Source organism: Gallintestinimicrobium sp., from assembly GCF_046968865.1.
Classification (GTDB): Bacteria; Bacillota; Clostridia; order Lachnospirales; family Lachnospiraceae; genus Gallintestinimicrobium; species Gallintestinimicrobium propionicum.
Genome location: NZ_JBKVPW010000009.1, coordinates 42,084 through 65,188, shown reverse-complemented (window position 1 = coordinate 65,188; position 23,105 = coordinate 42,084). Strand labels below are relative to the sequence as shown.

The window sequence follows — 23,105 nt, the reverse complement described above, 5'->3', positions numbered from 1 at the left end:
TTAAGAATGATATCATTTTTTTAAGAACTTTGTGATTTTTGTATATCCGTAAGCCGTCTTGCAGGAAAGTGAATTGTCATTTTTGTACCTTTGCCGACAACACTTTCTACCTTCATCGCATATTTTTCTCCATAACAGAGGCGGATCCGTTCATCAACATTCCGAACTCCATAGCCCTTGGATTCCATTGTCAGGATTTTATCTGCAACCTCCTGCTCCATCCCGACACCGTTATCCTCTACCATAAACCATACACAATTGTCTTCTTTCCATCCCCGGACAGTAATTTTACCTCGTCCGTCTGTTTTTTCTTCGATTCCGTGATGGATCGCATTCTCAACAAGGGGCTGCAGGATCAGATTCAGAGACTCGCACTGCAGGATTTCCGTCTGTGCTTCGATTTCATAATCAAAATCCCCGTCATGCAGCATGCTTTGAATTTCCAGATAGGCACGGGTATTACTCAGCTCAGTCTCTACCTGTAGCACATTCCGCCCGCGGTTTAAGGCAGTGCGGTAAAAGGTAGACAGGGCCAGTGTCATCCTGCTGATATCCTCTTCTCCTGCCGCCAGTGCCTTCCAGTTGATCAAAGACAGCGTATTATACAGAAAATGCGGATTGATCTGTGCCTGCAGTGCCTTCAGCTCCGCCTCCTTCTGGGTGATCTTGCTGAGATAAACTTCATTGATCAGTGTCCGTATTCGCTTCATCATGCTGCCAAAGCCACGGTAAAGCATCCCAATTTCATCCCGATCATCGCTCTCCATCTGCATATCCATGCTGCCCTCCTGCACCTCCTGCATGAAGTGCGTCAGCCGTTCAATCCTGCTGCTCACCATGCCGGAGGTGATAAAATAAGCAAGCACTGCTGCGAAGATACAGATCAGGATCGTCACTCCCGCCATCACTCCGATCGGCCGCATCGCTTCTCCTGCAAGTCCAACCGGTTGATACAGCCACACCGTCCATCCTGTTGTATTTGACTGCTCACAGAGAATGATATAATCTGTACTGCCCCTATCCCGCTGCTCCAGAAATTCGGAATACGTCAGATCATAGTTCTGATTCTTTCCGGAAAATCTGCTTTCCTCAAAGACCAGCTTACCATCCTGATCTGTAATATAAAGCCCGCATTCTGAGATCAGCGTTTCTGCATACGGCGTAAAAAGCTTCTGATAATCCACATCCATATACAGGATGTTCACGCCCTCTCTGGCACCGGAAAAGGCAAGCTTCCGGGCGGAAAACAGTGTCTCTTCCTGATAATTTGCAAACCAGTTAAGACCCGGGTGCTCCAATGTCTTCTGATACCAATCCGTCTCCTCAATCTCTGACACCGGCGCAACCGTCGTGTCATGCTTGACCATTCCATTATCCGTATAGATCGTGATCTGCTGCATCCCGCCATGAAAATAGCTCGCTGTCCGCAGGATCGGATCCACCTTCTGTGTCAGCTGCTCATACTGCTCGTAGGGTGTCCCATATTCCATGGAAAATACCTCTGCCAGCGTCCGGTCAAAGGCAATATAATCCGACAGGCTGTTATAGCCGTCCAGAGTTCGGTCCATCGACGACACCGACTGCTGCAGATAGGACTGCAGGTTCATTTTTCCCTTATCGTCAATAATACTTCGCATCTGCAGAAAGCTCAGCCAAAACAAAAGCATCACCGGCAAAAAGCAAAACAGGGAATAAAAGATCGCCAGCTTATACCGCAGCTTGATTCCGTTAAACCAATGCAACAGCTTCTTCATCTTGTTCTGCATTCTCTCCTTGATCGCGATATTTCTGCGGCGTCATCCCATAATACTCCCGAAAGCTCTGACAAAAATAGGAAACATTCGGATATCCTACCTTTTCGCTGATGCTCACGATTTTGTCCTTCGTGCCCTCCAGCATCTCGCGTGCTTTTTCCATTCGGCAGATCTTGATAAATTTGCTTAAATTCTGGCCGGTTTCCTTTTTAAAAATCGTACTCAGATAACTGGGAGCCAAAAAAACGCGCTCTGCCAACATTTCGATGCTTATCTCTTCCCCGTAATGCGTATTGATATAGCGCTTGACCTCTTCTACCTCCCGATGAATATTGCCACTGTCCGTCTGGGTCTCCTGCTCCAGAAGCTGAATGTTTTTTTCTATGATCCGCCGGATCTCATCGATATCCGCTGTCCGGTAAAGCATTTCCATTTCTTCATTTAAGTCCCTGTCGTTTTTACCCGGAATCGCTTCATATAAAACCTTCAACAGGCTGGAAAAGACGAATTTCACATAAATCTGGGAAAATCCGACGTTCTGTCGGTAATTGTGGAACAGTCTGTCCACATGCTCGGAAAGGCTTAACATATCCTTCGTTCGAACATCCTGCTGGATCTGCTTGATCAGTGTGTTGTCGTCCAGCTGCACGTCGTCCGCGCATTCCACATCGTATTCCGCCATGAAAATATGGCTGTCCAGACCGTAAAAACGGTTTTCCATCAAAAGCTCCGTCTCCCTGCAGCGCTCCGCCAGCTGACTTCTGTTCTTGAGGCCGGAGGAAACCGCAACGTAACATTTTGCGTCCTTGCCGCTCAGCTCCTCCAAAATTCCAAGCACCCGGCGCGCCGTCTCCTTCCAGTCGTCGCTTTCCGATTTAAATAAAAGGATTCCCTGCTGAGGGCTCACATTCAGATAGTCTGCATTTAAGCCGGCAAGCTTAAGTCCCCCCAGAAGCTGACTGCTCTTATTTTCAAAGAAATCCCCGCTAACCTCCAGAAGCATCAGACGTTTGTAGCTGTTCAGAAAATCCATCGGATAAATTCCGGCTGCGCGTTTTTCAAGCTCTGCCGCGTCCGTCCCGTTAAAAATCGCATTCAGAATATATTCCTTAAACAGGCTGCCTTCTGTCTGCCTGCGGCTCTTTTCCTGTTTGCTCTCTTCCAATACACGTATAATCTTTTTTATCGCGTTCTGAAATTCTGTCGGATTTACCGGCTTCAAAATATATTCCTCTACTCCAAAGCGCATCGCCCTGCGCGCATATTCAAATTCTCCGTAGCCGGAAAAAACCATGGCTTTCATATCCGGATAAAGCCGCGCTGCCTGCTCCACCAGCTCCAGTCCATCCACAAACGGCATACGGATATCCGTCACCAGAATATCGGCGCGGTTACAGGAAAGCCATTCCAGCGCTTCTTTTCCGTTTACGGCCTCTGTAATTTCAAATTTCTGATCCATTTTACCAAGCAGAAGCCGAAGTCCCGTCCGCTCGATTTTTTCATCATCTACTATTAAAATACGATACACGATCCCACTCTCCCCTGCGCAGTTTATGCGCATTTCTGATACATATATCCTTATTGTAACACTATTTTGACAATTTTTACAACTACAAAAAGAAATCCTGTACGATTCGCCCAATTCGACGCACCTGTACAGGAATCTTTTTTCCTCATATTGCTTTGTATTCTGTGTTTAGCGTACCGCTTTCCGGTAGCCCGCTGCCTGTGCCTGCTCCTCGCTGTCGAAAATCACGAGGTTCGGGGAATCCTTCATCTCCTCATACGCCGCCTGTCCGGGACAATGGTAAATTTTCGAGCGCCTGTTCCCATAAATTTTCTGCGCCGAAGGATCTGCCGTCTCTTCCTGCGCAATCCTGCTGCTCGTACCGTCCGCGTAACAGATGGAAATTCCGGGCTGTACATTGTATACAAACACGTTGAAGCATACGCCTTCCCCGTTATCCTCTACCGACCAGCCCTCCATTTTGACGCCGCGCGCAACCAGCTCATCCTGATAAAACACCGGCGTTACCCGGTACAGGACATGTCCCTTTGTTTCATTTACATAATCCGCCACCATATTTTCAAACGGCAGCATCCCGGTGACATTCAAATAACGTGTCCCGGTAATCAGATTTTTCTCGTTTGCATTTTCCGCCGTCAGCTGATAACCGATCAGATGACAACGATTATATAGATATTTTCCATCGATTCCGTCATATTCCGACTTCTGCCAGCCGGTCGGCTTCACCTGGCTGATGCTCTCCCGCTCTTTGGTCGGCATCAAATCCTGCCCGACGTTTGCATAAGCAGTCGTACATCTGCCAAGGCTGTCCAGCTCGCCGTAGGTTTCAAAGGATTTCGTCGAGTAGTCCTTTTTCGTAAAAAGCGGAACGTTGTTGTTTAATTCGATCCAGGCCTTTCCCTGATAGACGGGGATTTCAGTGCCCCAGAAGCCGTCCTCTGGCGTTTCTGCAGCGGATGTGCCGCCGCATTTCTTATCTGACGCTACATCACCGTCATCTCCTGCCTCGTCCCGCGCCCCATCGATTCCTTCCTCCATCCATGCCTTCGCCTGATCCAGCAGCACGTCCCCAGTCTCTTTCAGAACGCTGTAGCCGGTCATCAGCACGGATATCGCCAGCAACACTGTTATGAGCCATTTTCGAAAACCGCTGGAATGCCGTTTGCTCCATTTCTCTTTTTTCATAATCTCTCTTCCTGCTCTTGCCTGAAATTTTCTGTCCTGTCCGCAGGTTCATCTGTTTCCTGTTAAAATTTCGCCCTGTCTTTTTTCCGATAACGTTCCAGATCGATCTCCTCATGCGAATAGCCTGCAAAGGTTTCGATCAGCTCCTTCTCCCAGTCATCCGCCGGAAATTTCAAAAAAACGTCCGCCGGATAAACGCGTTTCCATCGAAAAACGATCCATTCATCGATCATTTCGTTTTCCAAATTAACTGCTTCTTCGATCAGGCAAAAGGCCGCTTCGCCCGGCTGCTGCCAAGGCTCCTTCTGTGCAGCTTCCTCCCGTTCCAGCTCCTCCTGCGCAGACTCCACCTGTTCCGCATCTTTCCTTGCAGGCTCTGTCAGCTTTCCCACAAGATCCTCTGCCACGCAGACTGGCGCATCCTCCGGGAAAATACGCCTGCTGTAAGCGCTCATCCAAAGGGGCTTTCCTTCCGTCATCGAAAGGATTTTCTCTGTCACCACGCGATCACGGCTCTGTCTTCTGCCGTTAAACAGCAAACCGTCCTCCTGATCCAGACATACAATTCCTGTCATCCTTCTTCCTCCCTTCTGTCTCTTAACCTGCAATCCCTCTGTCTTACCCTGTCCTTTTCATTCTCAGTCAGAAAATTCCCTGTATTTTTCCAATCCATACTGATTTCTTCCAAATGCCCCTTCGGGCAGAAAGCGTTTTTGCCCTTCGAAAAAAGAATGTGCCGTGGCACATTCTCGCGCCGAGGCGCGGTTGCTTCGGCAACCATCTACCCTTGCGCCGAGTGCGCATCCCCGCGGAGCTTTTCTTATCGTATGGAAACGAAGTTTCCTATACGATAAGAAAAACACTGCCCAGGAAAACTCCTGCGCAGTGCTTTTGCCGGCAAGCAAAACGATAAGCCGGGTTATGTCGTGAATGGTCATCTATCTAGTCCTGCCGTCGCCGGCAGGCTCAAGCGACCTACCTGAAAGCAGATCGGGCAAATCTGTTGCTTTCTATTCGGTCTTGCTTCGGATGGGGTTTACATATGCCCCGTCCGTTACCGGACGGGCGGTAGTCTCTTACACTGCCCTTCCACCCTTACCAGGCAAAGCCTGGCGGTTCATTTCTGTTGCACTATCCTTGGAGTCACCTCCACCGGACGTTATCCGGCATCCTGCCCTGTGAAGCCCGGACTTTCCTCACCTGTCCCCTTTCGGGTGCCTTACGGCTGACAGCCGCGACCATTTATCTTACTTGCCATGTGCCATTTTAACAGCATTTTCCCTGCTTGGCAAGGAGAAATTCTGTCTGTAGCTTCAATGTCAGCCACAGCTTTCATGCGTTTCCGCACGCTTGTCCCATTTTCAGACGCGGAAGCAGCTGCCTCCGACAAACTCCCGCACAATCGAATTTTTCGGCAAATTCTCGCTGCTGACGCCCAGGAAATAGTCCAGGAACTTGAGCAGCCGCTTTGCCTCAAAATATTCCGGATCGCCCTTCTGAATACCGTAAAGCAGCGGTTCCGCATAGGTTTTTAAGACGCAGAGCTCGTAAATTAACGCAGAATTAAACGTCGCATCCGCACTTTCCTGGAAGGGAAAAATATTCTCTTCCTCGCCGCGCCGCACAGACGGCCACTGGGCAATTGTCTGTCCTGCGCTCGTTCCTCTCGTCCGGGCATCCCGCACCAGCCGACGCAGCAGTCTTCCGTCTGCCGTGGAAATCCGATTATGCTCATCCACGTTCAGGCTCGTCAGCGCGCTGATGTAAATTTTGTATTTGCTCTCGTTTGGCAGCGCGTAAGACATCTTATCGTTTAAGCCGTGAATGCCCTCAATCACTAAAATATCGTCTGCCCCGAGCTGTAAAAAGTTTCCCTTATATTCCCGTTTGCCGGTCTTGAAATTAAACGTCGGCAGCTCGATACGCTTTCCTTCCAGCAGCTCGCACATATCTCTGTTGAACCGCTCTGTATCGATCGCGTCCAGGCTCTCGAAGTTGTAATTGCCGTCCGCGTCCCGCGGCGTTTTTTCTCTGTTGACAAAATAATTGTCCACCTCGATCGGATGCGGCGTCAGTCCAAACGTCTTTAGCTGAATGGAAAGTCGATGAGAAAATGTCGTTTTCCCGGAAGAAGAAGGTCCCGCAATCATGACGAATTTGACACCCTTGCGTCCTGCGATGTCCTCTGCAATCCGTCCAATTCGGCTCTCCTGCATCGCCTCCTGTACCAGAATCAGCTCTGCCAGATCGCCGCCGCAGATCTTGTCATTCAAATCTCCAACCGTCGTAATGCCGAGCTTCTCGCCCCAGCGCGTCGAATCCTCCAGCGCTTTAAAAAGCTTTTTTCGCTCTTCAAAAACAGGCAGCTGCTCCGGATCGCGCCGTTCCGGAAGCAGAAGCATCAGTCCGTCCTGGTAAGGGAACAGGTCAAAACAGTCGATATAGCCCGTATCCGGCACCATGTAGCCATAATTATAATCATAATAACCGTCCAGCTCATACACATTGATACAAGAAGCTCTCCGGTAACGGAACAGCTGCACCTTATCCGTCATTCCCTGTGATTCAAACAAAGCGATCGCATCGTCCGTCGTTTTCGTCATTTTTACAAACGGAATTTTTTGCGCCGCCAGCTCTCTCATCCGCTCCCGCACTTGATCGATGAACGTACTGTCCACCTTCCGTCCATCCCGTGGAGAGCAATACAGCCCTCTTCCAATGGAAAATTCTACTTTCAGCTTTCCCTTCTGTAGGCTGCCTGCCACATCGGATGCCGCTTTCATCAAAAGCATGACTGCGCTGCGCACCCAGGTATCATGACCGATCCGGTCAGCCGTCGTCAAAAAGGAAATCTCCTCGCCCTCTTTCGCTGTCTGGAACAACTCCCGGATTTTGCCGTCTGCAATTGCAAGTACAATCTGATGCTTTTCTGTTTTCTGTGCCTGTCCGGCAAGTTCCTGATATGTCACCTTTTTTTCCTGCATCTGTACGATCTCCTTTCCGTTTTCGCCAACGGAAACTGCTCCCGGAGCGTGCGCTCTATTGCTTTTCCATTTTCAAAACTTCCAGCACTTTTTCAGAAAGCTGTATGCGCGCCTCCAGCTCCGTTCGGCGCTTTAAAATACGCTCTGCAGCGTCGTCGCCAGGCATCCGCTGATCGCTGCAGTCTGCCGCCCGATCACCATCCGGCTTCGGCATCGCCAAAAGCAGCGCTTCGTCTGTTTTGATTGTATGTTCCAGGAAGGAAAACAATACCTCACTGCGGCTGTCCATCAGCTGCCAGCCAAGCCAGTCTCCGGCAAATCGGCACGTCTCATCGGTCAGCCCCGACTGCAGAAGCTTTTCCGCCAGTTGATGTTTTTTGCGCTGCGCATTTTCCACTTCGACGTCCCAGTCTGCGCCTGCCCGGACTGCCAGCATCATTGGGTAATACTTTCCATCTTCCAGCACCATGTTTTCTTCGATAATAAAAAAATCGAGCTCTGTCAATGCCTGCCGCACCAGCCAGATTTCCGACTGAGGGGAAAGGACACACCAGGAAAGCTGCGCCGTTTTTTTCGGTACCGCCGTCAGAATCGAAACGATCAGCTTGCCGCCCATCCCGGCAGCGATAAAGCCGTCCGCGCCGCTGCCACAAACCGGCACATCTTTCAATCCGTCCGACAGCACCGCCGTAATCTTATCCTTCAAGCCATAGGATGCGATATGCTCTTTTGCGCGATCCAGCGGTCCCTTGCGGACGTCCGCCGCATAGACGTGCGGACAAATGCTACGCTGCACCAGATCAATCGAAACAAACCCGTGGTCGCAGCCGATGTCCGCAGCGACATGGCCTTTCGGGACGAGTGCCGAAACCGCCTGCATTCTTTCCGATAATTCTATTTTCATCTTAGTCCAGATAATCCTTTAACTTGCGGCTGCGGCTGGGATGGCGCAGCTTTCTGAGCGCTTTTGCCTCAATCTGACGGATACGCTCTCTGGTAACGTTAAATTCCTTGCCAACCTCTTCCAGTGTTCTCGCACGACCATCATCCAGACCAAACCGCAGGCGCAGAACCTTCTGCTCCCTCTCTGTCAGCGTGCCCAGAACCTCAACGAGCTGTTCCCGAAGCAGCGTAAAGGATGCCGCTTCCGCCGGTACCGGAACGTTGTCGTCCTGAATGAAGTCGCCCAGATGGCTGTCTTCCTCTTCGCCGATGGGAGTTTCCAGAGATACCGGCTCCTGAGAAATCTTTAAGATCTCTCTGACACGATCCACCGGCATGCCCATCTCCTCGGAAATTTCTTCCGGAGTAGGTTCGCGGCCTAACTCCTGAAGCAGCTGACGGCTCACGCGGATCAGCTTGTTGATGGTCTCTACCATATGGACAGGGATACGGATCGTTCTCGCCTGATCCGCAATCGCTCTCGTAATCGCCTGACGAATCCACCAGGTCGCGTAGGTAGAAAACTTGTAGCCCTTGCGGTAATCGAACTTTTCAACCGCTTTGATCAGACCCAGGTTGCCTTCCTGAATCAGATCCAGGAACAGCATACCACGTCCCACATAACGCTTTGCAATGCTGACAACCAGACGCAGGTTGGCCTCCGCCAGACGCTTTTTGGCTTCCTGATCGCCGTTTTCCATTCTTTTTGCAAGCTCGATTTCCTCTTCTGCAGACAGAAGCGGGACCTTACCGATTTCCTTTAAGTACATGCGCACCGGATCCTCTATGCTGATGCCGTCCGGAATACTTAAATCAAGGTTTTCCATGTCCACTTCGTCTTCATCCGACAAAAGCAGTTCTTCATCCGGGATATCATCATCATCGGTAATGCGCAGCACGTCGATACCGCTCTTTTCCAGCGCATCCAGAATCTCATCCATCTGTTCTTCTTCCAGATGTAAATCTGCGAAATGGTCGCTGATCTCCTGGTATTCCAGCACATTCTTTTTCTTTTTTGCCATAGCGAGAAGCGTTTTTATTTTCTCCTCATACTTTGCCCGTGTGTTTTCATCCATTGTCATGTCTGTCTACATCCTTCCTGTATCTGTATTACCTGTTGTTGCCTTATTCGAGGGAAATATGCGTTTTTGCAAGCTCTTCCAGCTGTTTTTTGCCCGCGATCACGCGGTTTAGTGCAGCTACGTCCGTCCCGAGCTGCGCGCTGTCTCTTTCATAACTGTTTCGCTTGACCGCACAGACGATGTCGTGCAGCGCCTTTTCCTGTTCTGCGGTGCTTTCCAGACGCTCCAGCTTCGTATGGAACAAAGAAGCCGCCTCGCGCTGATCCTCTTCCTCCTCAAACATGCTGATAATGGAAGCCGGATTGATGTTGCCCTGCTCCAGCTCCTCAAACAGCCTGTCCGCCACCTTTTCATATAAGCCTTCCGTAAAATCCTTCGGAGAAATATATTTTGAAATCTGGTGATAAAGCTGCGGCTGTTCGACCAGCCAGGTCAATAATAATTTCTGGCTGTTTTTGATACCCTCCGCCGCTGTGTTCTTTTTCTGAACACCGGATTTGGGGCGGATCACAGGCTGTGCAAGCCCGGTCTGGGCGGCATAGGTTCCCACCAGCCTGCGGAGGTTTTCAAAGCTGATGTGGTACTTCTGCGCCACCGCTTCGATGTAATTTTCCCGCTCCACCTCTTCCGAAAAAGTGCAGAGCTTTCTGGCGATTTCCCGATGAAATGCAGTTTTCTGTTCCGGGTCTGATAAATCATAATTTTTCTGCAGCTGGCGCAGCTCAAAGAAAAAGCTGTTCTCCGCATGATCCAGCCGTTTCTGGAACTCTTCTCCGCCCAGCGCCTTAATGAATTCATCCGGGTCCTTGTAAGGCTCCAGGTTGATGACCCGTCCGGTCATTCCCGCTTCCTTCAAAATTCCGATCGCCCGAAGTGCCGCGTTGACGCCTGCGCCGTCGCTGTCATAGGACAGCAGGATTTCATTTGCGTAACGCCGAAGCAGACTCGCCTGCCCCGATGTAAACGCAGTTCCCAGTGACGCAACCGCCTGGGTAAAGCCCGCCTGGTGCATCGCGATAACGTCCATATATCCTTCACAGAGAATCACATTTCCTTTCCGGCTCGTCCGGGCAAAATTTAACCCGTACAGGTTCCGGCTCTTATCAAAAATCTCTGTTTCCGGTGAGTTTAAGTACTTGGGCTTCCCATCGCCCATCACGCGTCCGCCAAACCCGATGACGCGGTGGTTGATATCCTGGATCGGAAACATGACGCGGTTCCAGAACTTGTCATACATACCATGTTTTTCATCCACGTTGCAAAGTCCTGCATCCCGGATCAGGTCTTCGGAATAGCCTTTTGATTTCAGATACTGAATCAGGTCGTTGCTGTATTTGTTCGCATAACCCAGCCCGAAATGATTCATCGTCTCGTCGCTTAATTCTCTTTTGCGCAGATATTCCATCCCGACACTGCCCCGTTCGGTGCGCAGCTGGTAATAGAAATATTTCGCCGCTTCCTTATTGATTTCCAAAAGCTTTGCGCGGCGGCTGTCCGCCTGCCTCGCTTCTTTGGAGTCGTCTGCCTCCGGCAGGGCGATTCCGGCACGCTGCGCCAGCGTCCTGACCGCTTCCGGGAACGTCTGGTTTTCGTACTCCATCAAAAAGGTGATCACATTGCCGCCCGCACCGCAGCCGAAGCAATAATACATCTGCTTTCCGGGGGATACGGAAAAGGAAGGCGACTTTTCGTTATGGAACGGACACAGCCCGAAATAGTTGCTTCCTTTTTTCTGCAGCCGCACATAACCGGAGATCACCTCTACTATATCGTTTCTGGTTCTGACCTCTTCGATCAGCTCTTCCGGATAATACATGCTTTTTGCTCCTTTGGTTCTGCTCTTTTGCAGTCCTACTTTTTATTTATTCTGTAAAAATTTCGGATTTCCTTTTTTTATCGGCAAATATCGAAAATAAATTCGGCAATTTTGTTCATCGCGTCATAGGCGTTCTTGAGGGGCGACATCTGGAACACATGCCACATGCCCTTATAAATGTCGATTCGGGCAGAAACATCTGCCTTGACGAGATTTTTGTGCAGCTGCGTCGAATCCGAAAGCAAAAGCTCGTTATCCCCGACCTGAATGTATACAGGCGGCAGCCCTTCCAGCTTTCCAAACAGCGGCGAAATATACGGATTCGTCAACTCCATTCCGCCCGCATAATTTTGGATCATCCGATCCAGGTATTCCTGATCCAGAACCGGATCTACGCTGCTTCTTGTCTGATAACTTTTCCCTGATTTGGTCAGGTCTGTCCACGGAGACATCAGTGCAAGTCCTCTTGGCAGCATTCTTCCTTCGTCTTTTAATTTCAGCGTCAGCGACAACGCAAGATTTCCGCCTGCGGAATCTCCCGCCACAATCACGTCCCGCGCGCCGTATCCCAAATACATCAGATAGTTCCAGGCCTTCATGGCATCTTCCGCAGCCGCCGGGAATTTACATTCCGGCGCGAGCCGGTAATTAAAGCAAAACACATCCATCCCTGTGGATTCTGCCAGCTTTGTCGTCAGCGTCCTGGCATATACCGTACTGCCGGTTGAATAGCCACCGCCATGACAATACAAAATCACATATCGCTTTAGATGCGCGCGTTCCACCTTCACCCATTCGCAGCTCATGCCGTCTACCTCTGTCTCTTCATAGGCAATTCCCTTTTCCGTACCGAGGATCGCGCCGATTCTGTCCTGGGACTGCCTGTGTTTCGTCAGATCCGGGCGCTCCACCAGCCCGTGCACCTTCCGGATCAGATTCATCATATTCTGGTTCTGCCTGCTGCTTACCGCCATATCTCCTCCGTATCTGCCGCAGCCGCGGCATGCTTTGTAAAAATAGGTTTTTCCGCCATTTCCGTTCTTTTTTACAGCTTCTATTTCTTCCTCACAAAAAAGAAGATATCATTTTAATTATAGCATATTTTCCTCTATTCTTACAAGATTTAACTTTTTCCTGTTCCTTTTGCCCGTGCTGGTGTATACTGTTCTTACAGTTCACTCATGCGTTTCTGGAAGCAGATTTGTGCTCGCACAAAAATCTGCTTCCAGAAATGCACGAAGGGAGCACCACTCCATGCGCAAAAATGAGCTGCGAAGCAGCGGAAAGCAGCGTTTTTGCAAATGGCGCGGTGAACTGCAATATGCTGTGTGTTGACGAACTCATGCCAACAGCAGCGAAAGGATGAACCCGATATGTCAAAATCAAACTCAAAACATGCTCCGAAAACCTGGTATCGGCTGGATCTGTCCGCGATTGTATATCCGACGTTGCAGCGCCGGGACTTTTCCTCCGTGTACAGGCTTTCCGTCCTGTTAAAAGACCCGGTGCAGCCGGATATTTTGCAGCAGGCTGTCGATATTGCCATGAAACGCTTTCCTACCTATCATTCCGCAATGCGGAAAGGATTTTTCTGGCGCTATCTCGAGCCGAATACCCGTCCCGGTCCGTTTGTAAAACCCGATATCCGCAATTTCTGCATGCCGATGCCGTTTAAATCCAACAACCGCTATCTTGTACGTTTTTACTGGTATGACCGGCGGATTTCCCTGGAAGCCCATCACAGCCTCGGGGACGGTACCGGCGGCATGTATCTGCTCCAGACAGTTACTGCCGTTTATCTGCGGCTCCTGGGACACGAAATTTCCAACGGCGGCTTCGTTTTAGATGTCAACGAAACACCGGATCCGGAAGAATTTGAAGACGCCTATATGCGCTATGCAAACGCCCGCGTCTGCCCGCCCAGACCCGCCGAAAAAACTTACCGTGTGCGCGGCACGAAAGAACCTTTCTATACCCTCAACGTGATTGACGGCATCATGAGCGTCAGCGCTGTCCAGAAGGTTGCCAAACAATATCAGGCTTCGATTACGGAATACCTAAACGCCGTGCTTTTATATTCTCTTTTGCAAAAGCAGGAGCACGATTTTCATCTGCGTCTGCGCCCTGTGCGGATCGCCATGCCCGTCAACCTGCGCCGTTTTTTTCCATCCAAAACTCTGCGCAACTTTATCACGATGGTTTATCCGTCTATCGATCCAAGACTTGGTGACTACACCTTTGAAGAAATTGTCACTCAGGTGCACCACTATATGCGCTACTATATCAACAGCAAGTTCCTGCGCGGCGACATCACAACGAATGCCTCCACACAGCGTAATCCCCTGATCCGTATTGTCCCGCTGTTTTTAAAGGATTTTGTCGTCCGGCAGTTTTACCAGCGGGTACAGGACAAAAATTCCTCTGCCGGCCTAACCAACATGGGTGCAATCCGCGTTCCGGACGATATGAAGCCCTATCTGGAGCGCTTCGATATTTATATGGGAATCCCATATTCCCAGCGCACCAACTGCGCCATTGTCAGCTTTGAGGACACGCTGACCGTCAATTTTGCCAGCTGTATCATCGAAGCGGATGTGGAACGGCGATTTTTTCAAAAGCTCGTCGAGGACGGCATCCCCGTCACGATCGAAAGTAACCGGGAACTGTAATAGAACGCGCGCCCATTTTATTGTCATGAATCAAAAAGGAGTGAAATCATATGTCATACTGTGTCAACTGTGGGGTAAAGCTGGACCCGTCCTTAAAATACTGTCCGCTCTGCAATACCCCTGTTATCAATCCACATGATCTTTCCAAAATGCAGCCTGTCTCCCCGTTTCCGAAAGAAAAGGGACAGGTTGAGGTTGTACGCCGAAAAGACCTCGCCATTTTGCTTTCCGTCTCTCTCACTGCGGCCGGTCTGTGCAGTCTTTTGTTAAATCTGCTGGTATTCAGGCAGCATCTTTGGTCGCTTTACGTAATTGGAGCCTGTGTCCTGATCTGGGTAATGTCAATCCCTGCAGTGATATATACCAAGCTTCCTATCTACCTTTCCCTGCTCTTCGATGGTCTTGCCGTAATGTTATATCAGTTTCTGATCGGCTTTAATACCACGGATCACAGCTGGTTCTTCGGACTGTCCCTGCCGATCACCGCGCTCTGCACGCTGGCCACGATCCTCTTTGCTTTCTGTCTGCGCAAAATTTCTTCTGCCTTTTTGATGAAAGCGCTTTATTTTTTCGCGGAAGCCGCTCTGCTGTGCGCCGGTATCGAGCTGCTCATCCGCCGATACCTTTTACTTCCGCTGCGACTGACCTGGTCGGCGGTCGTATGCTCCGTCTGTGGCGTTATTGTAATCTCGCTGATCACGATTCTCTCCCGTGCAAGGCTCAGGAACGCAGTACGAAGGCGCATGCATTTTTAAGTCTATTTCTTCTTTTCTGTATAGTCGCCGCCACCCCTTCAAGGGGTGGCTCGGCTCGCTGGGTATAACCCCTTGACACCGGACAGCGTCTCAAGGCGCCCAGACTTTCTCTTCGTTCAAGTCACTATTGCACTTGACGCGTTGCTTATGCCCCTTGAAGGGGCGTTTGTACTACTTCGACTTAACCCTTAAAAGGGTTTTCATATTCTTTTACACCTAATTTATCTTGCATGATATCGTTCTTTTCCTGATCTTGGATATACTTTTTGATCGTCGCTTCATTTAACCCTACTGTGCTGACATAATATCCTTCTGACCAAAAATGTCGATTTCCAAACTTGTACTTTAGATTTGCATGTCTATCGAATATCATAAGTGCGGACTTGCCCTTCAAATATCCCATAAAACTTGACACACTCATCTTCGGCGGAATGCTTACCAGCATATGAATGTGATCTGGCATTAAATGCCCTTCGATGATTTCTACTCCTTTGTATGAACATAACTGTTTCAAAATATCTCTTATATCAACTTTTAATTGATTATAAATAACTTTTCGTCTATACTTTGGAGTGAATACGATGTGATACTTACACATCCATTTTGTGTGAGCTAAATCATAATTCTTATTCGCCATAAAATCACCTTTCCTTTCTTACAATAGTGCCTGAACAACTCTATTGTAACGGAAAGGTGATTTTTTTGTACAACGCTTTGTCTCCACCCGCAAAGCAGGTGGTTTTTTGTTTCGGGCATCTCCATTTTTCGGAACACGAAAAACTCCAATACCCTCAACAGGATAAATCCCATAATAAAAAAGAATGTGCCTTGGCACATTCTCGCGCACTCGGCGCGGAGCGTTTATTATCGTATGGAAACGAAGTTTCCATACGATAATAAAGCCTGAGACTTTTTCCATCATCTCAGGCTTTTTTCATATTTCTGTCTGATTTTTATTCTTCGAACATCTTTTTCACATTGAAGTGATTCACAACTTCCTTTGCATTATAATAAATTCTGTCATCCCCGACCAGTTTTGCATTTCCGTCTTTGACCTCTACGACACTGACCGCGCAGTTGACCGGTACAAATCCATGCCAGAAATCCGCTTTATCTTCATAAATATTGTGCAGAATTGCTCTCAGCGCACAGCCGTGCGTTGCAATCAGAATCGTTTTATCTTCATATTCCGGCTTTGCCGTTACTTCATCCCAGAACTCTTTTGTACGCATACAGAGCTGCAGAATCGTCTCCCCGCCTTCTCCCGGCACAAACGCAAACGGCTCGGTATAAAACTTCTGAAATTCCTCAATCGGCGTCGGAACCGCATAATTTTCCGGACGGCATCCGATTCCTTCCCAGTTTCCAAAAGACAATTCTTCAATTCTGGCATCCTCAATTATCGGAACCTTTCTGCCGCCAAGCACGATCTCTGCCGTCTGTCTCGCCCGTGAAAGCGGACTCGTGATACATAAATCAAAGGGAATCTCTTTCATTCCTTCCGCTGTTTCTTCTGCCAGCCGGATTCCATTTTCATTTAATGGAATATCGGTCTGTCCCTGCATTTTCCCTTCTACGTTCCATGACGTCTCACCATGTCTGATAAAATATAAAACCATGTGCTGTAATCCTCTCTGCCTATACGGCTTATCTGCACTGTTGCGCATCCTGACAGAAAAAGCGCTTCGATTTCTCGAAGCGCTTTTTGTTCCTGCAGGAAAAGAGACTTGAACTCTCATGGTATTGCTACCATACGGACCTGAACCGTACGCGTCTGCCAATTCCGCCATTCCTGCATTTGTCTTTCAGTGTTCAGCACTGTATCAGTGTTGTTCGCTGCTGACAAAGGATATATTATCACAACTTTGACAGCAGCGCAAGTCTTTTTTTTATTTTTTTACAGTTCTCTCGTGGCTGCTTCTTTGCAACTGGCGCGGACGGACTGTAACCCTTACTGAATCTTCTGTACCAGATCTTCTACCAGACGCGCAGAATGCTTTGCCGCCTCATGTTCGAAGGCCGTGTAATCCATTTCTGCAGAGCCATCTGCCTTATCGGAAATCGCCCGGATTACGATAAACGGAATTTTATTTAAGTATGCGCCATGTGCGATAGACGCGCCTTCCATTTCCGCGCAATCGCCGTGGAACACTTCGATCAGGCGTTTTTTCACATCATCAGAGGAAATAAACTGATCGCCGCTCACAACGCGTCCGGTGCGGACTGTCAGGTCGGGATTGACTTTTTTACAGGATTCCACTGCCAGATTTACCAGCTTTTCATCTGCGATAAATTCCCGGATTCCCATCTGCGGAAGCTCTCCCAGAGGATACCCGAATACGGTAGCATCCACATCATGATGAATCGCATCTTTGGAAATCAGGATATCCCCAATATCCAGATCTGCATTCAGGGAACCTGCCACACCGGTGTTAATCACATGGGTGATCTGAAATAAATCCACCAGAATCTGTACACAGAGCGCAGCATTTACCTTTCCGATTCCGGAGCGCACAACAACGACGTCAGCGCCGTTTAAAGTTCCCTCTTTAAACTCCATTCCTGCTCTTGTTACGGTGTTTTTTACCTCCATGGCTGCCTTTAACGCATCAACTTCCAGCTCCATGGCGCCGATAATACCAATTTTTGCCATTTTCTTTTTCCTTTCTTATCTTACTCCGGATAAACCAGACGGTCTTCTTTAATATTGTATAAAACCTGCTCCAGATATCTCTTTCCAAGATAATTTGCCATCGGCAGGTTCATATCCAGATAGTTTCCGCAGTCTTTTGCAGCAGCCCCGGGGACTTCTCCTTTAAAGTCGCGTACGAACTCAAACAGCTCGGTTACCAGCCCTACGACATCCTTCGATGTATAATCACCTGCCAACAGCATATAAAAGCCGGTTCTGCAGCCCATCGGTCCAAAATAGATCGTCTTATCCTTATACACCGGATGATTTCTTAAAAAGGTCGCGCCAAGATGCTCGATCGTGTGCATTTCCGCTGTATTCATGACAGGCTCCTCGTTCGGACTTGTCATCCGCAGATCGAAGGTCGTGATCACTTCCTGTCCTACGGTATCTTTTCTGGAAACATAAATTCCAGGCTGTAATTTAATATGATCAACGGTAAAGCTTGCTATTTTTTCCATCTGTCTTACCCATCCTTTCCTGATGAATTATACAATATCGTTTTTTAAGATGCAACCGAAACCACCTTTTCATAGGCAATCCGTTCCGAACCGTCCGCGATATGGATGATTCCGCACTGTTCGAACCCGTTTTTCAGGATCAGATGCTGCATAATGTGATTGTCCGCGTGTGTATCAATCCGCAGATGTCCAATTTTTTCTTCTGAAAAAAGGACGATTCTCCGAAACAGACCATGCACCGTTCCGTCGCCTGCAACCCGATGCAGTGTTCCATATTCACTCTCTGAAATCCAAGCGCCCTGCTCAATTTGCGCATAGGTCGGATCTTTTCCCATCACAAGGGCGAATACGCCAGTCATTCGATTTTTCTGTCGGACGACATATAGCTGTCCTGCCCGGATATCCGCTTCCAGCACCTCTTTTTGCGGCGCGTTCTCTTTCCACTGATTCGGATTTCCCGTTCGCTTCATAAATTCCCGCGCGTAAGCATAGATTTCCAGAATCCGCGGCAAGTCGCCTGCCTGCGCCTTTTTGATCACTACTTCCGATATCTGACTATCCTGCAGCTCTTCTGCACTGGTTCCCTGCCCATGACAGCTTCGCAGCTGTTCCATTCCGACTTTCTGCACGCTTTTTTTTCATCCTTCCGATTCCCGTTTTCTATCTGCTTCTGTTCTTTACCAGGACTGTGACAGCAGTGGAATCACCTCCTGCAGATCCTGTATTTGGGCATCTATCCGATATGTGCTGTCCGCCTTCTGTCCGTTCGGATTATACCAACACGTCACAATTTGCGCAAGGTTGCCGCCGCGAATATCGCTCGTCAAAGAATCCCCGACAATCAAAATCTTTTTCCGGTCGGTTTCTTCAATTGCTTCAAATACCTGGTCAAAAAACGCTGCATTCGGCTTTTCCGCACCAAGCTCTTCGGACAGAAAAATCCCGTCCATCAGCTCCCCCAGTCCGGAAAGGCGGAGCTTTTTCGTCTGTGCCAGCACTGTTCCGTTGGAAACGACATACTGTTTTACCCTGCCGCGCAAAGATTTTACGATTTCATAGCTGTCATCCCGAAACACGATCGTATCCCCAAGGCACACCTGATAACGCTCATTAAATGCCGGTGCCGCCGTTACGTCCAGCCCTTCCGTTTCAAAAAATTCCCGGAATCTGCCGACCAGGATTTCCGGCTTTGTCAGCTCGCCGTTTTCCAGCTTTTCCCAGTATCTGCGGTTGATTTTGGAATACCGGGCGATCGCCTCATCCGTGCATTCCCCGAACCCGAATTCTGCAAAAAGTGTCCGGATCGCCGCTTTTTCCGCCGCCAGAAAATCTAACAGCGTGCCATCCACATCCCAAAGAATTGTTGTAATCACACTTTCTCCTCCAGCTTTAATACCTCTCCAAGTGTGAGCACGGCATTGCGTACACATTCCGGGCAGGAACAGAGCACCCGTCCGGTCTCGATGCCTTTCAAATCCTTACAGATTGTCGCACCGCATTTTTCCTGAAAACCTGCCACCAGCTGTCTGGAAACCGCCGGCGTCCCTTTTCCGTCCGTCAAAATACCGGCAGCCATGACTGCGCCGATCAATGCGCCGCAGGTGCTTTCCATACAGCCCATGCCCGCCGCATAACCCGCGCCAAGCTTTTTTAGCGTCTCAGCCTCCACCGGAATCTGATCTGCAAATGCCTGCGTTACCGCCTGCGCGCAGTTGTAAATCCCCGTTGCTTTCCATTGTGCCGCCTGATTTGCACGTTCTTCTATCGTCATTCATGTATCCTCGCTTTTTTGTTTTTTTCCAACAGACACACCGCTTCTACCGCCCCCGACCAGGGGAACATGTCCACCGGCCATACTTCTTTTGCACGATAGCCCTGTTTTTCCAGATAGGTACAGTCGCGCTCCAGCGTCGTCGGATTGCAGGATACATATACGACGCGCTTTGGACCGATTTTTGCAACCGCATCCAGAAATTCTTCACTGCTTCCGGCGCGCGGCGGGTCCATCAAAACAACATCGACTGGCATGTTGTCAGCTGCACAGCTCTGCAAAAAATGCCCTGCATCCTCTCTGTAAAACCGGATGTTTTTCACATCGTTTGCTTTCGCATTGCCGACCGCGTCCCGCACTGCATCCGGGTTGGATTCCACACCGAATACCTTTCCCGCTTTTTTTGCTGCGATCATGCCGATCGTTCCGGTTCCGCAGTATGCGTCCACAACCGTCTCCTTTCCGGTCAGATCCGCCAGCTCGATCGCTTTTTCATAAAGCTTCTGAGCCTGAATGGGGTTGACCTGATAAAAGGAGCCGGGCGAAATCTTAAAGCTGCAGCCGCAGAGCCTGTCCACAATGTAGCCTTTGCCCCAGAGCACCTGATACTTGCTGCCCAGCACAAGGCTGTCCGTCCGGTCGTTGACATTCTGGACAACCGTTGTGATTTCCGGATGCTCTCTACGCAGGGCTTCCACAAAGTTTCTCTTGGACGGAAAAACAGGGGATGCTGTTACCAGAACAACCATGATTTCATCCGTAAATTCCGCCTTTCGGATCAGAACGTACCGCAGCAGACCATAACCGGTATCTTCATCATAAACCTTGATCTTAAACGATTTGAGCAGGCTGCGCACTGTCGCAATAATTGCATCTGCTTTCTGAGCTTCAATCAGGCAGGTCTCCACCGGCAGGATCCGATGGGTTTTTTCTTCATAAACCCCGGAAATCTGCTGCTTCTTTCGATCCAGCCCGAACACCGCCTGTACCTTATGGCGATAATGCCACGGATTTTCGTCCATTCCAATAATCGGACGCACCTTGCAGTGCTTTTCCATCAGTTCCTTTACCTGATGCTTCTTTGCAGCGAGCTGTTCCTCGTAGGACAGGTGCAGATACTGACAGCCGCCGCACTTGCCAAAGTGGGGACATTTTGCAGTTGAAGCCTGGCGGCTCGGTTTTTGCTTCGCAGCGGCATTTTCGACAGGTGCTTTCGACTTTGCGGCATTCCTGCCCGGTGCAGAATTTCTGTTTCCCGAAAAAGCTCCCGCCTCTCTCGCTTTCTTCGATCCCGGATTTTCTTTCTTCCATCCTGTTGTTTCTTTCATATTTTCCGCTCATTTCTGCGCACGCTTTTTGCGCATGTCGAGTTTGTGTCAAGTGCGCGCAGACACAAATCTCGCGATTGAAAAATTTTATTTTTCAATCTTCCTCACATCCGATCTGAAACGGGCTTATCCCTGGTCACCTTTTCTACAGGATATCCCGATATGTTCTCTCTCATTTTTTCAGTCTTTCTAACAAAAAACCTTCTGAAAGGAATGCTTTCAGAAGGTCTTCGTTTCTTTTATCAAGCCTGTAATTTACGCGATTTTGGACTTAGCCAGCTCAGCCAGGGTAGCAAAGCCTGCCGCATCGTTTACTGCCATCTCTGCCAGCATCTTTCTGTTCATATCTACGCCAGCCTGCTTTAAGCCGAACATAAATTTGGAATAGGATAAGCCGTTCAGTCTTGCAGCTGCATTGATACGAGCGATCCACAGCTGTCTCATCTGACGCTTTCTCTCCTTACGTCCAGCATAGGAAGAGGTCAGAGCTCTCATAACGGACTGTTTTGCAACTCTGTACTGTTTGCTTCTTGCGCCTCTGTATCCTTTTGCAAGCTTCAATACTTTATTATGTTTTCTTCTGGCACTCATGCCGCCTTTTACTCTTGCCATCTTACTGATTCCTCCTTACGATTTATAAATACGGTAAAATCTTCTTCATATTCTTAACATTGGTAGCATCGGTCATTGCTGCCTGACGAAGATTTCTCTTTCTCTTGGTGGACTTCTTTGTTAAGATATGGCTCTTGTAAGCTTTTGCTCTTTTCAGCTTACCGGTTCCTGTTAATTTAAAACGTTTTGCAGCAGCTCTGCTGGTTTTCATTTTAGGCATATCTGATTTCCTCCTGTTACTTCATTTTCCTAAACGTATATTTTAACTGTAGCCGTGCAATCAGCGTTTTACAGTTAAAAACATGATCATGCTTCTGCCTTCCACCTTCGGCATCTTCTCTACAACAGCGATGTCAGAAAGCATCTGTGCAAAGTCATCCAGAATATGTTTGCTGGTAGACATGTGCGCCATTTCCCGGCCGCGGAATCTCAATGTTACCTTTACGCGGTTCCCTTTTTCAAGGAACTTTCTTGCCGCGCCGACCTTGGTATTTAAGTCATTGGTATCGATGTTGGGAGACATTCTGATCTCTTTTACTTCGATGACCTTCTGTTTTCTTTTGGCATCCTTTTCCTTACGGGCAAGCTCATATCTGTACTTACCGTAATCCACGATCTTGCACACTGGTGGCTTTGCCGTAGGGGCGATCTTTACCAGATCCAAACCTGCCTCTTCAGCCAGCTTCAGGGCTTCTCTGGAAGACATGATGCCGAGCTGTTCTCCGCTCTCCCCAATCAGACGGATCTCTTTGTCTCTGATCTGTTCGTTGATAAATAATTCGCTAATGGCTGGTTCCCTCCATAAGAAATAAAATAAAAAAAGTGGATAGCTTCTATCCACTCACAACCTCTGCTCTTCCTCTGAGAAGCAAAGGAAACTGTAAACGCCTATGAGCCCGATCGCTATAGGGTGAGAGTGGATACTCTGCTTGTTTGTTCCTTACGCATCTGCGTACTAATAGAGATTAGCACGACGAACATCATTTGTCAATGCCCGTCGTGCAAATTTTTTAATTTTTTTAATCACAGTTCCCTCGTACTTTTCGTGAGCGGCTTTTGTGCTTGCACAAAAATCTGCTTGCGAAAATGTACGAAGGGAGCGCCGCTCTATGAGCAAAAATGAGCTGCGAAGCAGCGGAGAGCGTCGAAGACGCGGTATTGCGAATGGCGCGGGTGAACTTCCATCACCGTTCCTCAAATGTCGCGCAGGCGGTTTCCCTGCGGTCTCCGGCACGACTTCCGCGCATGTCCACATGCTCTGCCTGACATTTATAATTGGTATTGTAGCGGCATTTTACCGCTTCGCAGTCGATCTGCGTCATCCGGTCAGGATATCCGTCTGCGTTTCTTGTGCTGCCCTCCTTCTGCTGTTCAAAATTCTCACAGCAGGTTTCATCACAGCTGCAGGCCTTTGCGCCGCCTACCATAATGTCGTTTCTGCAGCAGCAGTCTCCGTCATGAAAGCTGCAGGTTTCCACACTACACTTTAAATCTGTCATCGTCCATACCTCCTTTTCTGGAAGAGC

At 49.0% G+C, this 23,105-nt stretch carries 24 protein-coding genes, 1 tRNA gene and 1 other RNA gene; 2 read left to right on the top strand and 24 right to left on the bottom strand.

The genetic code is table 11. The annotated features are described in order from the left end of the window. Positions 1-20 precede the first annotated feature (20 nt). The 10 genes from ACLTOQ_RS09340 to ACLTOQ_RS09295 form a co-directional block, all read right to left on the bottom strand. The gene (locus tag ACLTOQ_RS09340; RefSeq protein WP_337597582.1) at positions 21-1,754 is read right to left on the bottom strand and encodes a sensor histidine kinase; all 1,734 of its coding nucleotides are present in this window, start codon (positions 1,752-1,754) and stop codon (positions 21-23) included. Next, the gene (locus ACLTOQ_RS09335; protein ID WP_262585645.1) at positions 1,729-3,282 is read right to left on the bottom strand and encodes a response regulator; all 1,554 of its coding nucleotides are present in this window, start codon (positions 3,280-3,282) and stop codon (positions 1,729-1,731) included. Before ACLTOQ_RS09335 ends, ACLTOQ_RS09340 begins: the two co-directional genes overlap by 26 nt. A gap of 168 nt (positions 3,283-3,450) precedes the next feature. Continuing rightward, entirely contained in the window at positions 3,451-4,467 is a 1,017-nt protein-coding gene (locus ACLTOQ_RS09330) for a DNA/RNA non-specific endonuclease (RefSeq protein ID WP_337597581.1), read from the bottom strand. Positions 4,468-4,529: 62 nt separating this feature from the next. Then, positions 4,530-5,042, bottom strand: coding sequence for a hypothetical protein (locus ACLTOQ_RS09325; protein ID WP_021916100.1), 513 nt, complete (start codon positions 5,040-5,042; stop codon positions 4,530-4,532). A 319-nt stretch (positions 5,043-5,361) separates the two neighbouring features. Then, an RNA gene (gene rnpB / locus ACLTOQ_RS09320) (RNase P RNA component class A) lies at positions 5,362-5,721 on the bottom strand. 107 nt (positions 5,722-5,828) lie between these two features. After that, the gene (locus ACLTOQ_RS09315; protein ID WP_412319314.1) at positions 5,829-7,451 is read right to left on the bottom strand and encodes a nucleoside kinase; all 1,623 of its coding nucleotides are present in this window, start codon (positions 7,449-7,451) and stop codon (positions 5,829-5,831) included. A gap of 55 nt (positions 7,452-7,506) precedes the next feature. Then, positions 7,507-8,355, bottom strand: a complete 849-nt coding sequence (locus ACLTOQ_RS09310; RefSeq protein WP_412319313.1) for a class I SAM-dependent methyltransferase — start codon at positions 8,353-8,355, stop codon at positions 7,507-7,509. Between the two features lies 1 nt (position 8,356). Further along, positions 8,357-9,469, bottom strand: coding sequence for an RNA polymerase sigma factor RpoD (gene rpoD, locus ACLTOQ_RS09305; RefSeq protein ID WP_117959666.1), 1,113 nt, complete (start codon positions 9,467-9,469; stop codon positions 8,357-8,359). A gap of 49 nt (positions 9,470-9,518) precedes the next feature. After that, a complete protein-coding gene (gene dnaG, locus ACLTOQ_RS09300) occupies positions 9,519-11,291 on the bottom strand; it encodes a DNA primase (protein WP_412319312.1) in 1,773 nt (590 codons plus the stop codon). 77 nt (positions 11,292-11,368) lie between these two features. Next, positions 11,369-12,265, bottom strand: a complete 897-nt coding sequence (locus ACLTOQ_RS09295) for an alpha/beta hydrolase (RefSeq protein ID WP_412270047.1) — start codon at positions 12,263-12,265, stop codon at positions 11,369-11,371. Positions 12,266-12,664: 399 nt separating this feature from the next. Between ACLTOQ_RS09295 and ACLTOQ_RS09290 the strand changes: the two genes are divergently transcribed. Further along, positions 12,665-13,960, top strand: a complete 1,296-nt coding sequence (locus ACLTOQ_RS09290; RefSeq protein WP_308728123.1) for an alcohol acetyltransferase — start codon at positions 12,665-12,667, stop codon at positions 13,958-13,960. Between the two features lie 50 nt (positions 13,961-14,010). Then, the gene (locus tag ACLTOQ_RS09285) at positions 14,011-14,715 is read left to right on the top strand and encodes a DUF6320 domain-containing protein (protein WP_021914122.1); all 705 of its coding nucleotides are present in this window, start codon (positions 14,011-14,013) and stop codon (positions 14,713-14,715) included. Positions 14,716-14,896: 181 nt separating this feature from the next. Here ACLTOQ_RS09285 and tnpA read toward each other — a convergent pair whose 3' ends face one another. The 14 genes from tnpA to ACLTOQ_RS09215 form a co-directional block, all read right to left on the bottom strand. Continuing rightward, positions 14,897-15,352: an IS200/IS605 family transposase gene (tnpA, locus tag ACLTOQ_RS09280; RefSeq protein ID WP_337622377.1), complete on the bottom strand. Its 456-nt coding sequence runs from the start codon at positions 15,350-15,352 to the stop codon at positions 14,897-14,899. Positions 15,353-15,370: 18 nt separating this feature from the next. Next, positions 15,371-15,637: a hypothetical protein gene (locus tag ACLTOQ_RS09275; RefSeq protein WP_412319311.1), complete on the bottom strand. Its 267-nt coding sequence runs from the start codon at positions 15,635-15,637 to the stop codon at positions 15,371-15,373. Between the two features lie 31 nt (positions 15,638-15,668). After that, positions 15,669-16,334, bottom strand: coding sequence for a histidine phosphatase family protein (locus ACLTOQ_RS09270; protein WP_412319310.1), 666 nt, complete (start codon positions 16,332-16,334; stop codon positions 15,669-15,671). Between the two features lie 93 nt (positions 16,335-16,427). Continuing rightward, a tRNA-Leu gene (locus ACLTOQ_RS09265) sits at positions 16,428-16,511 on the bottom strand. A 155-nt stretch (positions 16,512-16,666) separates the two neighbouring features. Continuing rightward, positions 16,667-17,368 (bottom strand): 5'-methylthioadenosine/adenosylhomocysteine nucleosidase, encoded by a 702-nt coding sequence (locus ACLTOQ_RS09260; protein ID WP_308729165.1) that lies wholly within the window; start codon positions 17,366-17,368, stop codon positions 16,667-16,669. A 20-nt stretch (positions 17,369-17,388) separates the two neighbouring features. Then, positions 17,389-17,868 (bottom strand): S-ribosylhomocysteine lyase, encoded by a 480-nt coding sequence (locus ACLTOQ_RS09255; protein WP_021914717.1) that lies wholly within the window; start codon positions 17,866-17,868, stop codon positions 17,389-17,391. Positions 17,869-17,912: 44 nt separating this feature from the next. Beyond that, positions 17,913-18,497 (bottom strand): N-acetyltransferase, encoded by a 585-nt coding sequence (locus tag ACLTOQ_RS09250; protein WP_412319309.1) that lies wholly within the window; start codon positions 18,495-18,497, stop codon positions 17,913-17,915. Positions 18,498-18,545: 48 nt separating this feature from the next. Continuing rightward, a complete protein-coding gene (locus ACLTOQ_RS09245; protein ID WP_412319308.1) occupies positions 18,546-19,241 on the bottom strand; it encodes a YjjG family noncanonical pyrimidine nucleotidase in 696 nt (231 codons plus the stop codon). Further along, the gene (locus ACLTOQ_RS09240; protein WP_021914720.1) at positions 19,238-19,639 is read right to left on the bottom strand and encodes a C-GCAxxG-C-C family protein; all 402 of its coding nucleotides are present in this window, start codon (positions 19,637-19,639) and stop codon (positions 19,238-19,240) included. The genes ACLTOQ_RS09245 and ACLTOQ_RS09240 overlap by 4 nt, the downstream gene beginning before the upstream one ends. Next, entirely contained in the window at positions 19,636-20,967 is a 1,332-nt protein-coding gene (rlmD, locus tag ACLTOQ_RS09235; protein ID WP_412319307.1) for a 23S rRNA (uracil(1939)-C(5))-methyltransferase RlmD, read from the bottom strand. Before rlmD ends, ACLTOQ_RS09240 begins: the two co-directional genes overlap by 4 nt. A 255-nt stretch (positions 20,968-21,222) precedes the next feature. Then, complete coding sequence (gene rplT / locus ACLTOQ_RS09230) at positions 21,223-21,579, bottom strand: 50S ribosomal protein L20 (RefSeq protein WP_021914722.1); 357 nt, start codon at positions 21,577-21,579, stop codon at positions 21,223-21,225. A 22-nt stretch (positions 21,580-21,601) separates the two neighbouring features. After that, positions 21,602-21,799: a 50S ribosomal protein L35 gene (rpmI, locus tag ACLTOQ_RS09225; protein ID WP_021914723.1), complete on the bottom strand. Its 198-nt coding sequence runs from the start codon at positions 21,797-21,799 to the stop codon at positions 21,602-21,604. 60 nt (positions 21,800-21,859) lie between these two features. Beyond that, entirely contained in the window at positions 21,860-22,366 is a 507-nt protein-coding gene (gene infC, locus ACLTOQ_RS09220) for a translation initiation factor IF-3 (protein ID WP_412270054.1), read from the bottom strand. Between the two features lie 397 nt (positions 22,367-22,763). Continuing rightward, positions 22,764-23,078, bottom strand: a complete 315-nt coding sequence (locus ACLTOQ_RS09215) for a DUF1540 domain-containing protein (RefSeq protein ID WP_412319306.1) — start codon at positions 23,076-23,078, stop codon at positions 22,764-22,766. Positions 23,079-23,105 lie beyond the last annotated feature (27 nt).

Excerpts from the sequence above, each read along its gene's own strand:
- ACLTOQ_RS09260 (WP_308729165.1), bottom strand. The coding sequence starts at position 17,368 with ATGGCAAAAATTGGTATTATCGGCGCCATGGAGCTGGAAGTTGATGCG.
- ACLTOQ_RS09240 (WP_021914720.1), bottom strand. The coding sequence starts at position 19,639 with ATGACGATAGAAGAACGTGCAAATCAGGCGGCACAATGGAAAGCAACG.
- ACLTOQ_RS09315 (WP_412319314.1), bottom strand. The coding sequence starts at position 7,451 with ATGCAGGAAAAAAAGGTGACATATCAGGAACTTGCCGGACAGGCACAG.
- ACLTOQ_RS09270 (WP_412319310.1), bottom strand. The coding sequence starts at position 16,334 with ATGGTTTTATATTTTATCAGACATGGTGAGACGTCATGGAACGTAGAA.
- ACLTOQ_RS09310 (WP_412319313.1), bottom strand. The coding sequence starts at position 8,355 with ATGAAAATAGAATTATCGGAAAGAATGCAGGCGGTTTCGGCACTCGTC.
- ACLTOQ_RS09330 (WP_337597581.1), bottom strand. The coding sequence starts at position 4,467 with ATGAAAAAAGAGAAATGGAGCAAACGGCATTCCAGCGGTTTTCGAAAA.
- ACLTOQ_RS09340 (WP_337597582.1), bottom strand. The coding sequence starts at position 1,754 with ATGAAGAAGCTGTTGCATTGGTTTAACGGAATCAAGCTGCGGTATAAG.
- rpmI (WP_021914723.1), bottom strand. The coding sequence starts at position 21,799 with ATGCCTAAAATGAAAACCAGCAGAGCTGCTGCAAAACGTTTTAAATTA.
- rplT (WP_021914722.1), bottom strand. The coding sequence starts at position 21,579 with ATGGCAAGAGTAAAAGGCGGCATGAGTGCCAGAAGAAAACATAATAAA.
- ACLTOQ_RS09295 (WP_412270047.1), bottom strand. The coding sequence starts at position 12,265 with ATGGCGGTAAGCAGCAGGCAGAACCAGAATATGATGAATCTGATCCGG.
- ACLTOQ_RS09215 (WP_412319306.1), bottom strand. The coding sequence starts at position 23,078 with ATGACAGATTTAAAGTGTAGTGTGGAAACCTGCAGCTTTCATGACGGA.
- rpoD (WP_117959666.1), bottom strand. The coding sequence starts at position 9,469 with ATGGATGAAAACACACGGGCAAAGTATGAGGAGAAAATAAAAACGCTT.
- ACLTOQ_RS09285 (WP_021914122.1), top strand. The coding sequence starts at position 14,011 with ATGTCATACTGTGTCAACTGTGGGGTAAAGCTGGACCCGTCCTTAAAA.
- ACLTOQ_RS09290 (WP_308728123.1), top strand. The coding sequence starts at position 12,665 with ATGTCAAAATCAAACTCAAAACATGCTCCGAAAACCTGGTATCGGCTG.
- dnaG (WP_412319312.1), bottom strand. The coding sequence starts at position 11,291 with ATGTATTATCCGGAAGAGCTGATCGAAGAGGTCAGAACCAGAAACGAT.
- ACLTOQ_RS09255 (WP_021914717.1), bottom strand. The coding sequence starts at position 17,868 with ATGGAAAAAATAGCAAGCTTTACCGTTGATCATATTAAATTACAGCCT.
- tnpA (WP_337622377.1), bottom strand. The coding sequence starts at position 15,352 with ATGGCGAATAAGAATTATGATTTAGCTCACACAAAATGGATGTGTAAG.
- ACLTOQ_RS09325 (WP_021916100.1), bottom strand. The coding sequence starts at position 5,042 with ATGACAGGAATTGTATGTCTGGATCAGGAGGACGGTTTGCTGTTTAAC.
- ACLTOQ_RS09275 (WP_412319311.1), bottom strand. The coding sequence starts at position 15,637 with ATGATGGAAAAAGTCTCAGGCTTTATTATCGTATGGAAACTTCGTTTC.
- rlmD (WP_412319307.1), bottom strand. The coding sequence starts at position 20,967 with ATGAAAGAAACAACAGGATGGAAGAAAGAAAATCCGGGATCGAAGAAA.